11 protein-coding genes are annotated in these 13,678 nt (G+C 72.9%); 8 read left to right on the top strand and 3 right to left on the bottom strand.

Annotated features, from left to right (window positions below; all coding sequences use genetic code 11):
• Positions 1–113: 113 nt before the first annotated feature.
• From uvrB to G1H19_RS10595, 3 genes are all read left to right on the top strand, one after another.
• Positions 114–2,228, top strand: a complete 2,115-nt coding sequence (uvrB, locus tag G1H19_RS10605; RefSeq protein ID WP_162392283.1) for an excinuclease ABC subunit UvrB — start codon at positions 114–116, stop codon at positions 2,226–2,228.
• Positions 2,229–2,532: 304 nt separating this feature from the next.
• On the top strand, positions 2,533–3,672 hold the full coding sequence (locus G1H19_RS10600) for a TerC family protein (RefSeq protein ID WP_152727546.1): 1,140 nt from the start codon (positions 2,533–2,535) through the stop codon (positions 3,670–3,672).
• 186 nt (positions 3,673–3,858) lie between these two features.
• Complete coding sequence (locus G1H19_RS10595; RefSeq protein ID WP_162392282.1) at positions 3,859–4,950, top strand: TerC family protein; 1,092 nt, start codon at positions 3,859–3,861, stop codon at positions 4,948–4,950.
• A 104-nt stretch (positions 4,951–5,054) separates the two neighbouring features.
• Here G1H19_RS10595 and G1H19_RS10590 read toward each other — a convergent pair whose 3' ends face one another.
• The gene (locus G1H19_RS10590; protein ID WP_152727548.1) at positions 5,055–6,290 is read right to left on the bottom strand and encodes a metal-dependent hydrolase family protein; all 1,236 of its coding nucleotides are present in this window, start codon (positions 6,288–6,290) and stop codon (positions 5,055–5,057) included.
• A gap of 64 nt (positions 6,291–6,354) precedes the next feature.
• Here G1H19_RS10590 and G1H19_RS10585 point away from each other — a divergent pair, with 64 nt between their 5' ends.
• The 5 genes from G1H19_RS10585 (at position 6,355) to G1H19_RS10565 (ending at position 12,049) form a co-directional block, all read left to right on the top strand.
• Positions 6,355–8,358, top strand: coding sequence for a S9 family peptidase (locus G1H19_RS10585; RefSeq protein ID WP_152727549.1), 2,004 nt, complete (start codon positions 6,355–6,357; stop codon positions 8,356–8,358).
• A 28-nt stretch (positions 8,359–8,386) separates the two neighbouring features.
• Positions 8,387–9,415 carry an acetamidase/formamidase family protein gene (locus G1H19_RS10580; protein ID WP_235909175.1) on the top strand — a complete coding sequence of 343 codons (1,029 nt, stop codon included), beginning with the start codon at positions 8,387–8,389 and terminating at the stop codon, positions 9,413–9,415.
• A 28-nt stretch (positions 9,416–9,443) separates the two neighbouring features.
• Positions 9,444–9,731, top strand: coding sequence for an SDR family NAD(P)-dependent oxidoreductase (locus G1H19_RS23160; RefSeq protein ID WP_235909176.1), 288 nt, complete (start codon positions 9,444–9,446; stop codon positions 9,729–9,731).
• Positions 9,732–9,797: 66 nt separating this feature from the next.
• Positions 9,798–11,480 (top strand): glucose-6-phosphate isomerase, encoded by a 1,683-nt coding sequence (gene pgi, locus G1H19_RS10570; RefSeq protein ID WP_162392281.1) that lies wholly within the window; start codon positions 9,798–9,800, stop codon positions 11,478–11,480.
• Positions 11,477–12,049, top strand: coding sequence for a hypothetical protein (locus G1H19_RS10565; RefSeq protein ID WP_152727550.1), 573 nt, complete (start codon positions 11,477–11,479; stop codon positions 12,047–12,049). Before pgi ends, G1H19_RS10565 begins: the two co-directional genes overlap by 4 nt.
• A gap of 19 nt (positions 12,050–12,068) precedes the next feature.
• On the opposite strand, the gene G1H19_RS10560 is transcribed toward G1H19_RS10565, so the two are convergent.
• Together G1H19_RS10560 and G1H19_RS10555 are read right to left on the bottom strand one after the other, a co-directional pair.
• Positions 12,069–12,500 (bottom strand): PaaI family thioesterase, encoded by a 432-nt coding sequence (locus G1H19_RS10560; protein ID WP_162392280.1) that lies wholly within the window; start codon positions 12,498–12,500, stop codon positions 12,069–12,071.
• Positions 12,497–13,528: an extracellular catalytic domain type 1 short-chain-length polyhydroxyalkanoate depolymerase gene (locus tag G1H19_RS10555; RefSeq protein ID WP_202925747.1), complete on the bottom strand. Its 1,032-nt coding sequence runs from the start codon at positions 13,526–13,528 to the stop codon at positions 12,497–12,499. Before G1H19_RS10555 ends, G1H19_RS10560 begins: the two co-directional genes overlap by 4 nt.
• Positions 13,529–13,678 lie beyond the last annotated feature (150 nt).

The raw sequence follows: 13,678 nt of genomic DNA, 5'->3' as shown, positions 1-13,678 counted from the left end.
TCCCGGTCACGAGCTCGCCGCCAGTCTCTCAACCACCGGCCCCGTCCGCTGTGCGAGGCGGGGGAGACCGAGCACGGCCCGTTCTGTCGGTGGGTCGTCGTACCGTCGTCCACGTGGTTACGAAGACCGGGCTCCGGCCCACCCAGGGGCGTTTCGAGGTCATCTCCGAGTACTCGCCGTCGGGTGACCAGCCCACCGCGATCGCGTCGCTGGCCCAGCGGGTCAACGCCGGCGAGCAGGACGTCGTGCTGCTGGGTGCCACGGGCACCGGCAAGTCCGCGACGACGGCCTGGCTCATCGAGCAGGTGCAGCGGCCCACGCTGGTCATGGCCCCGAACAAGACCCTGGCCGCGCAGCTGGCCAACGAGTTCAAGGAACTGCTGCCGAACAACGCGGTCGAGTACTTCGTCTCCTACTACGACTACTACCAGCCCGAGGCCTACGTCCCGCAGACCGACACCTACATCGAGAAGGACTCCTCCATCAACGAGGAGGTCGAGCGGCTGCGGCACTCGGCGACGATGAGCCTGCTGACCCGGCGCGACGTGGTGGTGGTCTCCACGGTGTCCTGCATCTACGGCCTGGGCACCCCGCAGGAGTACGTCGACCGGTCGCTGAAGCTCCGCATCGGCGACACGATCGACCGGGACGACCTGCTGCGCACCCTGGTCACCGAGCAGTACAGCCGCAACGACCTGTCCTTCACCCGCGGCACGTTCCGGGTGCGCGGCGACACGATCGAGGTCTTCCCGGTCTACGAGGAACTCGCCGCCCGGATCGAGATGTTCGGCGACGAGGTCGAGCGGCTGTACTACCTGCACCCGCTCACCGGCGAGGTGGTGCGCGAGGTCGAGGAGCTGTTCGTCTTCCCGGCCACCCACTACGTCGCCGGTCCCGAGCGGATGGAGCGGGCGATCGGCGCCATCGAGGCCGAGCTGGAGGCCCGGCTGGCCGAGATGGACCGGCAGGGCAAGCTGCTGGAGGCCCAGCGGCTGCGCATGCGCACCACCTACGACATCGAGATGATGCGGCAGGTCGGCTTCTGCTCCGGCATCGAGAACTACTCGCGGCACATCGACGGCCGCGCCCCCGGCAGCGCCGGCAGCTGCCTCATCGACTACTTCCCCGACGACTTCCTCACCGTCATCGACGAGTCCCACGTGACGGTGCCGCAGATCGGCGGCATGTACGAGGGCGACATGAGCCGCAAGCGCACCCTGGTCGAGCACGGCTTCCGGCTGCCCTCGGCGATGGACAACCGCCCACTGAAGTGGGAGGAGTTCACCGACCGGATCGGCCAGACCGTGTACCTGTCGGCCACCCCCGGCAAGTACGAGCTGGGCAAGGTCCAGGGCGACGTGGTGGAGCAGGTCATCCGGCCCACCGGCCTGGTCGACCCCGAGGTCGTGGTGAAGCCGACCAAGGGCCAGATCGACGACCTCGTGCACGAGATCCGCGTCCGCACCGAGAAGGACGAGCGGATCCTGGTCACCACCCTGACCAAGAAGATGTCCGAGGACCTCACCGACTACCTGCTCGAGCTGGGCATCAAGGTCCGCTACCTGCACTCCGAGGTCGACACGCTGCGCCGGGTCGAGCTGCTGCGCGAGCTCCGGCAGGGCGAGTACGACGTGCTGGTCGGCATCAACCTGCTGCGCGAGGGCCTCGACCTGCCCGAGGTCTCCCTGGTGGCCATCCTGGACGCAGACAAGGAGGGCTTCCTGCGCTCGGGCACCTCGCTGATCCAGACGATCGGCCGGGCCGCGCGCAACGTCTCCGGCCAGGTGCACATGTACGCCGACACGATCACCCCGTCCATGGCGCAGGCGATCGACGAGACCAGCCGGCGCCGGGAGAAGCAGATCGCCTACAACACCGAGCACGGGCTGGACCCGCAGCCGCTGCGCAAGAAGATCGTCGACATCCTCGACGGCATCTACCGCGCCGCGGAGGACGCCGAGACCTCGGCCGAGATGGTCGGCGGGTCCGGGCGCAACCAGTCCCGCGGCAAGGCCCCGGTCCCCGGCCTCTCGTCGAAGAAGACCAAGGCCGGCTCGATCGACGTGCAGGGCCTGCCGCGCAACGAGCTCGCCGACATGATCACCTCGATGAACGAGCAGATGCTGAACGCAGCGCGGGAGCTGCAGTTCGAGGTGGCCGCCCGGCTGCGCGACGAGCTGACCGAGCTGAAGAAGGAGCTGCGCCAGCTGGACGCCGCGCTCGCCTGAGCGGCGCGCGGCACGCCCGTGCCAGGCGGGTCGGTTGCCCCCCGGCGAGGCGAGTGCGGCGTGGATCACGTCGGGTCCGGGAATCATCCGGCGCTCCGGGTCGTCTTCCCCGGTGGACGGCGTGCCGCCTGGCCATCTCGTGGTGCCCAGGTGAGAGTGCTGTCCGGGAGGGGAGTATCCCCAGCAGCAGTCTCGTCAACACGGGGTCCGATGACCCCCGGGGCAGCTGGTCGGCCGGTCCACCGGTCCGACGGGAGAGACCTCCGGTTCTGACACGACCTGCCAGATCTCCGGAGGAACCCGCATGGACGTCCCCACCTGGGTGTGGGCACTGACGATCGCCGCGATCGTCGGGATGCTCGCGTTCGACCTGTTCGGCCACGTGCGCACGCCGCACGCCCCCTCGATGCGCGAGTCCGCGATCTGGTCCTCGGTGTACGTCGGCATCGCCGTCGTGTTCGGGTTGCTGGTCTTCGCCTTCTCCGGGGCCACCTACGGCGGTGAGTACTTCGCCGGCTACATCACCGAGAAGAGCCTCTCGGTGGACAACCTGTTCGTCTTCGTGCTGATCATGACCAGCTTCGCCATCCCGCGGGAGCTGCAGCAGAAGGTGCTGCTCTACGGGATCACCTTCGCCCTGGTGCTCCGCACGGTCTTCATCGTGATCGGTGCCGCCGCGATCGAGAACTTCAGCTGGGTGTTCTACCTCTTCGGCGCCATCCTCATCTACACCGCGGTCGTGCAGGCCCGCAGCGGCGGGCACAGCAAGGACGAGGAGTTCAAGGAGAACTCGGTCCTCCGGCTCACCCGCAAGGTGTTGCCGACGACCGAGGAGTACCACGGCGACAAGATGGTCACGAAGATCGACGGGAAGCGTTTCATCACCCCGCTCGCCGTCGCGCTGATCGCCATCGGCAGCGCCGACATCCTCTTCGCCGTCGACTCGATCCCGGCGATCTTCGGTCTCACCGAGGAGACCTTCCTCGTCTTCGCCGCCAACGCCTTCTCGCTGCTCGGCCTGCGCCAGCTGTACTTCCTCATCGACGGTCTGCTCGACCGGCTGGTGTACCTGGCCTACGGCCTCGCCGTCATCCTGGGCTTCATCGGCCTGAAGCTGCTGATCCACGCGCTGCACGAGAACGAGCTGCCGTTCATCAACGGCGGCGAGCACGTGACCGCCGTCCCGGAGATCCCGACCTGGCTGTCGCTGGGCGTCATCGTGGTCACACTGGTCGTCACCACCCTGGCCAGCCTGGCCAAGGACAAGAAGGTCAAGCAGCAGCAGGCCGCGGCTGGCCTGCCCGTCACCGGCACCGGCGGCGCCTCCGGCCCCGCCGCCCCGCAGACCGACGCGGACACGGGCTCCGAGACCGGCACCGCCTCCGACACCGGGTCGCCGGACACCGCCAGCCGGGACGCCGACGGGCTGCCCGCGCCGCGCTGACCCACCGGTGCGGCGTGCCGCACCCGCGGCCCCGCGCCACCCGCACGGCCGAGGCCGTCGACGACCCCGAGTCGTCGACGGCCTCCGTCGTGTCCGGCTCCGGTGACCCTGCCGTGAGCAGGCCGCGAGCGTCGTGCACAGCTCACGGACGGCGGCTCCCTGTGCGTCCCCGTAGAGTCCTGTCCCGTGGAGCTCCCCGTCTGGTTCGAGATCGCGACGTTCGTGGGGCTCACCGCCTTGCTGCTGTTCGACCTGGCGCTGGTGGTCAAGCGACCGCACGAGCCCTCGGTCAAGGAGGCCACCCGCTGGGTGGTCTTCTACGTCGCGCTGGCGCTGCTGTTCGGCGTCCTCGTGCTGGTGGTCACCAACGGTGACTTCGCGACACAGTTCTACGCGGGCTGGTTGACCGAGTACTCGCTGTCGGTCGACAACCTCTTCGTCTTCGTGATCATCATGGCCCGCTTCAAGGTGCCCCGGGCGCTGCAGCAAGAGGCCCTGATGGTGGGCATCATCATCGCCCTGGTGCTGCGCGGGATCTTCATCCTGCTGGGCGCCGCGGTCATCGAGCGGTTCGTCTGGGTCTTCTACATCTTCGGCGCGTTCCTCATCTACACCGCGATCAACCTGGTCCGCAGCCAGCACGAGGACGAGGAGTACGAGGAGAACGCGCTCATCCGGCGGATGCGCAAGATCCTGCCGATCACCGAGGACTACGAGGGCAGCAAGGTCCGCGTCAAGCGCGACGGCAAGCGGTTCTTCACCCCGCTGGTCATCGTCTTCCTCGCCCTGGGCACCACCGACCTGATCTTCGCGCTGGACAGCATCCCGGCCATCTTCGGGCTGACCCGCGAGCCGTTCATCGTGTTCACCGCCAACGTCTTCGCCCTGATGGGCCTGCGGCAGCTGTACTTCCTGCTCGGCGGCCTGCTCAAGCGGCTGGTCTACCTGTCGCTCGGCCTCGCCGTCATCCTGGCGTTCATCGGCGTCAAGCTCGTGCTGGAGGCGCTGCACGAGAACCAGCTGCCCTTCGCCGGCGAGCGCGAGCCGATCGAGAGCATCCCGGAGATCCCGATCTGGCTCTCGTTGTCGGTGATCCTCGGCGTGCTGGTCATCGCCACGGTCGCCAGCCTGCTGAAGACACGCGGCCAGGTGCCCGACGCCGACGGCCCCGCCGTCGACCCGGAGGGCGAGCCGACCGGTGCCCCCGGCGAGCCCGACGCCCTCACCGACGCCGAGCGTCGCGCGGCCGAGGCCCGGGGCGACACCCGACACAGCTGACCGATGGCCGGTGCCGCGCCCGCACGCCGACACCGGCCCCGTACGACCTGAGGTCCCGGCCGGCGGACCGGGGACCGGCCACCCGGTCGCCCTCGGCAGGGCGGTCAGGCGGCGGGGACGTCCACGACCCGGCCGTCCCGGGCCACCGGCACACCGTCCTGCCAGACCTCGCGCACCCGGCCGGCCAGCCCGCCGAGGTCGGCCGGGTCGCCGGTCAGCACCACGACGTCGGCCCGCTTGCCCGGCTCCAGGGTGCCGAGCTCGTCGTCCACCCGCAGCAGCTGCGCGGCCGACTGCGTGGTGGCGTGCCAGGCCTGCTCGGGGCTCATGCCGCAGCGAGCCATCAGGGCGAGCTCGCCCAGGTTGTCCCCGTGCCTGCCCACCCCGCTGTCGGTGCCCATCGCCACCCGCACGCCCGCCTCGACGGCCCGGGTCACCGACGCGTCGTGCACGTCCTGCACCGCTCGCGCCTTGGCCACGACGGCCTCCGGCAGCGCGGCCCCGGCAGCGACGGCGGCCAGCACCGCGCGCGGGGCCGACAGCGTGGGCACCAGCCAGGTGCCGTGCCGCAGCATGAGGTCGATCGCCTCGTCGTCCAGGTAGATGCCGTGCTCGATCGACCGGATGCCGGCCCGGACGGCGTTCTTGATCCCGTCGGCGCCCTGCGCGTGCGCCATCACCGCCAGGCCGGCCGCCTCCGCCTCCTCCACCAGCACGGCCAGCTCGGCGGGCCGGAAGTGCGCGTGCCGGGGGTCGTCGCGCGGGGAGAGCACGCCGCCGCTGGTGGCCACCTTGAGCACGTCGGCGCCGGCCCGCACCAGCAGCCGCACGGTGCGTCGCATCTCGTCCGGTCCGTCGCAGATGCCGCTGGGCCGGCCGGGGGTGACCGGCAGCAGCGGGGTGTCGGCGCCGCAGACGTGCCAGTCGTCGGCGTGCCCGCCGGTCTGGGAGATCATCGCGATGGAGATCTGCATCCGCGGGCCCGGCACCAGCCCGGTGCGCACCGCCTCGGCCACGCCCAGGTCCGCGCCGGCGGCGTCCCGCACCGAGGTGATGCCCAGCGCCAGGGTGCGGCGCAGGTTGCCCACCGCCTCGAAGTAGGTCTGGCTGTACGGGGTCTGCAGCTGCCGGAGGGTGTCCACGCCGCTCATCAGCACGTGCACGTGGCAGTCGAACAGGCCCGGCAGCAGCGTGGCGCCGGTGCAGTCGACCTGCTCGTCGCCGTCCAGCCCGGTGCCCACCTCGACGACGCGGCCGTCCTGCACCGCCACGTCGGCCGGCGCCGCGGGGCTCCCGGTGCCGTCGAGGACCTGGCCGCCGGTGAACACGCGTCGCGTCATCGGGTCACCGTAGCCCGCAGGTCCTGAGCAGTGCTCACGGTTGCCGGACGGCTAGCCTGCGCGCATGCGGCCCACCGACCTCGCCCTGCTGCGCACGCCCGGTGTCCCCACCGTGTCACCGGACGGGCGCACGGCCGTCGTCGCCGTCACCCGGCTGGACCTGGACGCCGACGAGTACCGCAGCCAGCTCTGGACCGTGCCCACCGACGGGTCCGCCCCGGCCCGGCCGCTGACCCACGGCCACCGGGACACCGCGCCCGCCTGGTCACCGGACGGGCGCTGGCTGGCCTACCTGGGCGCGGAGTCCGGCGGCAAGCCGCAGCTGCACCTGCTGCCGACCGGTGGGGGGCAGGCCCGCCGGCTCACCGACCACCCGCTGGGCGCCGGGGCCCCGGTGTGGTCGCCGGACTCCCGGCGGCTGGCCTACACCGCCCGCGTGCCCGAGCCCGGCCGTTACGGCACCGCCGAGGACGTGCCGCCGGCCGCCGAGCCGCCGCGGCTGATCACCACGCTCGCCTACCGCAGCGACGACGTCGGGTTCACCACCGACCGCCGCCCGCACGTGTTCGTGATGCAGCTGACCGACGACGACGCCGCCGACCTGCCGACGCCGGTGCAGATCACCGACGGGGACGCCGACGACGCCGACCCCGCGTGGAGCCCGGACGGCACCCGGCTCGCCTTCGTGTCCGCCCGGCACCCCGGTGCCGACCGCGACCTGGTGCGCGACGTGTACGTCGTGGACGCCGACGGCGGCGAGCCGCGCCGGGTGACCGGGTCCCGCGCGGACTGCAGCAAGCCGGCCTGGACGCCGGACGGCGGCACCATCGTCGTCACCGCCATCCCCGACCTCGGCCCGGACGGGCTGGACTTCGTCGCCCGCAACGAGACCGTGGCCCGGGTGGACGCGGCCGGCGGTGAGCTGGAGCCGCTGCTCGACCCGGAGCAGCACGGCCGGGGCGACGAGACCCCGGGCACGGTGGTCGCCGACGGTGCCGTGCTCGTCGGGGTGGAGCGGCGCGGCGCGGTGGAGCTGCTGCGGGTGCCGCTGGACGGCGGGGAGCCCGAGACGCTGGTCGACGGGGACTTCACCGTGCGCGGGTTCGCGGTCGGCAGGGGCGTCGTCGTCGCCACGGTGGCGCACGACCGCTCCGCCGGGGAGCTGATCGCCATCACCCCCGGCGCGAAGCGGCTGCTGACCGGCTTCGGGTCCGCACTGCAGGCCACCGGCCGGCTGCACCGGATGCGGGAGACGACCGCCACCGCCCCGGACGGCTACCCGGTGCACGGCTGGGTCACCACGCCCGAGGGTCCCGGGCCGCACCCGGTGCTGCTGATGGTGCACGGCGGCCCGTACAGCCAGTACGGCTGGACGCTGCTGGACGAGACGCAGACCGCGGTCACCGCCGGCTACGCGGTGCTGCAGTGCAACCCGCGGGGCAGCTCCGGCTACGGGCAGGCCCACGGTCGGGTCGTCAAGGAGCACCTGGGCGAGCTGGACGCGGCCGACGTGCTGGCCTTCCTGGACGCCGCGCTGGAGGACCCGGCCCTCGACGGCGAGCGGGTCGGCATCCTGGGCGGCTCCTACGGCGGGTACATGACCACGCTGCTGCTGGGCCGGACCACCCGGTTCACCGCCGCGATCAGCGAGCGCGGCTTCAACGACCCGGTGAGCTTCGTCGGCTCCTCTGACATCGGCTTCTTCTTCGCCGACGGCTACGTCGGCACCGACCCGGAGCGGATCACCGCGCAGTCGGCGATGGCCGGCGCCCACCGGATCAGCACGCCGACCATGGTCGTGCACTCCGAGGAGGACTGGCGCTGCCCGCTGGAGCAGGGCACCCGGCTGTACGTGGAGCTGCAGCGCCGCGGCGTGCCCACCGAGCTGCTGCTGTTCCCCGGCGAGGGCCACGAGCTGACCCGCACGGGCCGCCCCGCGCACCGGCTGGCGCGCTTCGAGCACGTGCTGCGCTGGTGGGCCCGCTGGCTGCCCACCGAGCAGGACCGACCCGACCCGGAGCCGGTGACCGAGGCCGCGCCGGCCCCGCCGGCGACCCGGGTCCGCTGAGCCCGGGGCTGGTGCTCGGCGCCCGGGGATGATCAGCTGGGGCATGGACGTCGTCGAGGTCATCCCGTCGCCCGACCAGTACGCCTTCACCTTCGGCGGCGTCGCGCCGCTGCGCACCGTGCGGCCGGGCACCGCCCTGCGGCTGTGGTCCGACGACGCGTTCTCCGGTGCGCTCACCTCGGCCACCGACCTGTCCGGCGATAAGGTCGACCTGAGCCGGGTCAACCCGCAGACCGGGCCGTTCCACGTCGAGGGCGCCGAACCCGGGGACACCCTGGTGCTGCACTTCGTGGCGATGGAGCCGGCGCGGGACTGGGGCGCGTCGGCGGTCATGCCGTTCTTCGGCGGGCTGACCTCCACCGAGCGCACGGCGATGCTGCAGGAACCGCTGGCGGACACCACCTGGATCTACGAGCTGGACCGGGCCCGCAACACCGTCGAGTTCGTGGCGCACCACTCCGACCTGCGGCTGGCCCTGCCGGTGGCACCCATGCTGGGCACCGTCGGGGTCGCCCCGGCCGGCGGTGAGGTGCGCAGCTCCCTGGTGCCCGACGCCTTCGGCGGCAACATGGACACCCCGCAGATGCGCCCCGGCACCACCTGCTACCTGCGGGTCAACGTGCCCGGGGCGCTCTTCTCCCTCGGCGACGGGCACTACCGGCAGGGCGAGGGCGAGGCCTGCGGCACCGCGGTCGAGGGCGCGATGACCACGACCGTCGTCGTCGAGCTGCTCAAGGGCGCCGATTCGCTCGGCGGCCCGGCCTGGCCCCGCCTCGAGGACGACGCCAGCCTGGTCACCGTCGGGTCCAGCCGGCCGCTGGAGGACGCCTGGCGGATCGCCCAGCGGGAGCTGGTCCGCTGGGTCGGCGAGCTGCACGGGCTGCACCCGCTGGACGCCTACCAGCTGCTGTCCCAGGTCACCGAGGCGCCGATCGCCAACGTCGTGGACGTCAACTACTCCTCGGTGGTGAAGGTGCGCACGGACCTGCTGCCGCACGCACCGGCCTACGGCGGCGTGCACGCCGAGCTGCGCGCCCGCGCCGCCACCCTGCTGTGATGCGCCCCGCCACCCTGACCGGAGACCCATGGACCTGCAGCTGACCGGCTCCCGCGTGCTCGTCACCGGCGGCACCCGCGGCATCGGCCGCGCCATCGTCGCCGCGTTCGCCGCCGAGGGCGCCCAGGTGGAGTTCTGCGCCCGGGACGCCGCCGCCGTCACCGCGGCCGCCGAGGAGCTGGGCGAGACCGGGTCGGCGGTGGACGTGGGCGAGCGGGGCGCGCTCGCGGGGTCGACGGTGGCGTGTGGCAGCAGATCGAGACCGGCCAGCCGGAGCGCCCGGGGCGGGCGAGCGGGCGGGGGAGCACTGCCCTAGCGTCGTCGGGGAGTGCGCCGGACCCGTACGACCCGACCCTGCACCTCAGGACTCTGGAGGACACCCGTGGCCGCCCCTTCGCACGACCCGACGAGCGTCCCGGCATGGGCCGCCCTGCAGCAGCACCGGCAGGCGCTGACGCCCGACCTGCGCGGCTGGTTCGACGCCGACCCGGAGCGGGCCGAGCGGCTGAGCCTCGACCTGGCCGACCTGCGCGTCGACCTGTCCAAGAACCTGGTCACCGACGAGACGGTGACGCTGCTGCTGCAGCTCGCCGAGCAGACCGGCGTGCTGGAGCGCTTCGCCGCGATGCTGGCCGGGGAGCACATCAACGTCACCGAGGACCGCGCCGTCCTGCACACCGCGCTGCGCCGTCCGGAGGGTGCGCAGCCGGCCCTGCGGGTCGACGGCCAGGACGTGGACGCCGACGTGCACGCCGAGCTGGCCAAGGTCTACGCCTTCGCCGAGCAGGTGCGCTCGGGGGAGTGGACCGGGGTCACCGGCAAGCGGATCACCACCGTGGTCAACATCGGCATCGGCGGCTCCGACCTCGGCCCGGTCATGGTCTACGAGGCGCTGAAGCCGCACGTGCAGCCCGGGCTGGAGTGCCGGTTCGTCTCCAACATCGACCCCACCGACATCGCCGAGACGACGGCGGACCTCGACCCGGAGACGACGCTGTTCATCGTCGCGTCGAAGACCTTCGGCACCCTGGAGACGCTGACCAACGCCCGGCTGGCCCGGGCCTGGCTGTGGCGGGGCCTCTCCGCCGCCGGGGCGCTCGCCGACGACGACGACGCGCGCCGGGACGCCGTCGCCAGGCACTTCGTCGCCGTCTCCACCGCCCTGCAGAAGGTGGCCGACTTCGGCATCGACCCGGCCAACGCCTTCGGCTTCTGGGACTGGGTCGGCGGGCGGTACTCGGTCGACTCCGCGATCGGCACCGCGGTGGTGATCGCGATCGGCCCGGAGCGGTTCGCCGAGTTCCTGGCCGGCTTCCACGCCGTCGACGAGCACGTGCGCAGCACCCCGCCGGAGCGCAACGTGCCGCTGCTGATGGGCCTGCTCAACGTCTGGTACGTCGACTTCCTCGATGCGCACACGCACGCGGTGCTGCCCTACAGCCAGTACCTGCACCGGTTCCCGGCCTACCTGCAGCAGCTGACCATGGAGAGCAACGGCAAGTCGGTGCGCTGGGACGGGCGGCCGGTCACCACGGCGACCGGCGAGGTGTTCTGGGGCGAGCCCGGCACCAACGGCCAGCACGCGTTCTACCAGCTGATCCACCAGGGCACCCGGCTGGTCCCGGCCGACTTCCTGGCCTTCGCCACCCCGCAGCACGCCCTGACCGACGGCGACGCCGACGTGCACGCCCTCTTCCTGGCCAACTTCTTCGCCCAGACGAAGGCGCTGGCCTTCGGCAAGACCGCCGACGAGGTGCGTGCCGAGGGCACCGCGGAGGACGTCGTCGCCGCGCGGGTGTTCAGCGGCAACCGGCCGACCACGTCGATCATGGCCGCGGCCCTCACCCCGTCGGTGCTCGGCCAGCTGATCGCCCTGTACGAGCACGTCACCTTCGTGCAGGGCGCGGTGTGGGGGATCGACAGCTTCGACCAGTGGGGCGTGGAGCTGGGCAAGCAGCTGGCCCAGCAGATCGCGCCCGCGCTGACCGGGGACGCCGGGGCCCTCGCCGCGCAGGACCCGTCCACCCGGTCGCTGATCGACTGGTACCAGGCCCACCGGGCGTGACCGGCGCCGCTGCCCGGACCGGCTCGGCGCCTGCCGCCGTGCCCGTCCGGCAGCGGGCGTGGCGGTGGTACCACAGCCGGCCCCGCGGGCTCCGGCGTGCGCTGGACTGTGGCGGCGCACTCCTGTTCCTGCTGGTCACCGCGGGGCTCACCACGGTGCTCGGCCATGCCCTCCACGACCGGCCCGACCCGGCGGCGGGCCTCGGGGCCGGTGTGGGTGGGCTCGTCGGGATGCGGATCCGCCGGAGCCTGGATGCCCGCCCCGGTGCCGCCGGGGTCAGCCGCCGCGACGTCGCCCGGGCCCTGCGGGTCGGGGCCCTGCCACCGGACCACCGGGATCGGGACTGGCTGGCGGCGCTGGCCGCCCACCGGCGCCTGCTGCACCGCGGACTGGTGATCAGCGGCGTGGTCGGTGCGTTGTTCGCCGCCTTCGTCGTCGCCGTGTTCACGCAGAGCGGCGCGGTGTGGGCGGTGCCGGCCGGGGCCGCGTTCTGCCTGGCGACGGCGGTCGGCGAGCACCGCCGCAAGCTGCGGGAGCTGGACCGGCTCGCCGACGTCCACCGCGGGTGACGCGACCGACCACCCGTGCTCAGCCGCTGCCCCCGGCGGCCACGATGGTGCCCTGCGCCACCGCGACCAGGCGTTCGACGTCGCCGTCCAGCACGGAGATCGAGCACTCGCAGACCGACTGCCGGCGGGTGGTCACGACCGCACGCGCCCGGGCGATGACGACGTCCCCGACCGCCGGCCGGGCATAGTTGATCTTGTACTCGACCGTGAGCGCATCGCCACCGAGTGCGAGACCTCCCGCGAACGTGAGGGCGTTGTCAGCCAGGTAGCTGAGGACGCCGCCGTGGACGAACCCGTGCTGCTGCTGGAGTTCGGGCCGGTTGCAGATGCGGATCTCGGCAGAGTCCGGGCCGACCGCGGCGAGCTCGGCGCCCAGCAGGCGGCTGAACGGCTGGGCATCGAAGACGCCCTGGGCGAAGGCGGCGAGGTCCGTCGTCGGATCGGCCGTCACCCCCGCGCGCCGCGCAGCCGGTGCTGCTCGAAGAAGTCCCAGAGGAGCTGGGAGGCGTCGATCTCCTGGGTCACCGGGCCCTGGGCCGGGACGTCGCTGCCCGGCCAGGTGTGCCCGCCGTCGCTCACCCGGTACAGCGTGACCTCGGCCCCGCCGGCGCACGTGGTGTAGCTCAGCTCGGTCACGTGCTCGCTGACCTGGGTCGCCTCCGGGCCGCGGCGGCAGCCGTCCAGCCGTGCCCACGTCTGCACGGCCACCGGAGTGGTGTAGCCCCAGCGCAGGTCCGCGTTGCCCTGGTAGGGGTTCACCGGGTCCTGCTGCCCGTGGAAGGTGATCACCGGGACCGGACGCGACGGCGAGCAGTCCTCGACCTCCGGCACCGACGTGTCGTCCGGGTCGGGGCGCCCGGCGCGCAGCCCGGCGACCGGCGCGATCGCGGCGACGACGTCCGCCGCGCGGCAGGCCAGCGTCGAGGCCATCCGGCCGCCCCCGGAGTAGCCGGTGGCGTAGGTCCGCGTGCGGTCGGTGCACAGCTGCGCCGAGACGGTGTCCACCACGTCCCTGAGGAACGCGACGTCGTCCCGGGCGCCGGCGGGCGGGAACGCGCCGGCCGTGGTGGGCACCCCCGGCACGTTCCACGCCCAGCTGCCGTTCGGGTCCGGCGGCGTCTGCGGCGCCAGCGGGAGGGCCCCGCTGGGCGCGGCCACCACGAAGCCCTCCTCGTCGGCGACGGCACGCAGGCCGCTGATGTCCTGCTGCGCCGGGCCGTTGGAGGAGCTGCCGTGCAGGTTCAGCACCAGCGGGGCCCGGGAGGCCGCGAGCCCCTCGGGGACGTACACCGCCACCGGGTACGTCGTGCCGCCGGACGCCACGTCCACCGTGATGTCGCCGGAGACGTCCGCACGCTCGCAGCGCCCGCCCCCACCGTCCGGGGTCGCGGCGGACGCGGCCGGTGGGGCGGTGACCATGGCGGCCGCCACGGCGGAGCAGAGCAGCAGGCCGCGCGTACGGCCGGTCCGGTGGGACACGGGGTGTCTCCTCGTCTCGTGCGACCCAGCGAGGCCGGACGGCGTGCTGGTCGGCCCATCCTCGGGGTTCGGCGGCCCGCGCGCCCGTCGTGGGCGTCCGGCACCGGGCCACGCACCACGCTCTGCCGGCACCGCCCGGTCGACGGGCGG

Origin of the sequence: Goekera deserti (genome assembly GCF_010685995.1) — a bacterium.
GTDB classification, from domain to species: Bacteria; Actinomycetota; Actinomycetes; order Mycobacteriales; family Geodermatophilaceae; genus Goekera; species Goekera deserti.
The sequence above is the reverse complement of the archived record's forward strand: the minus strand, read 5'-3'. Positions and strand labels throughout refer to the sequence as shown.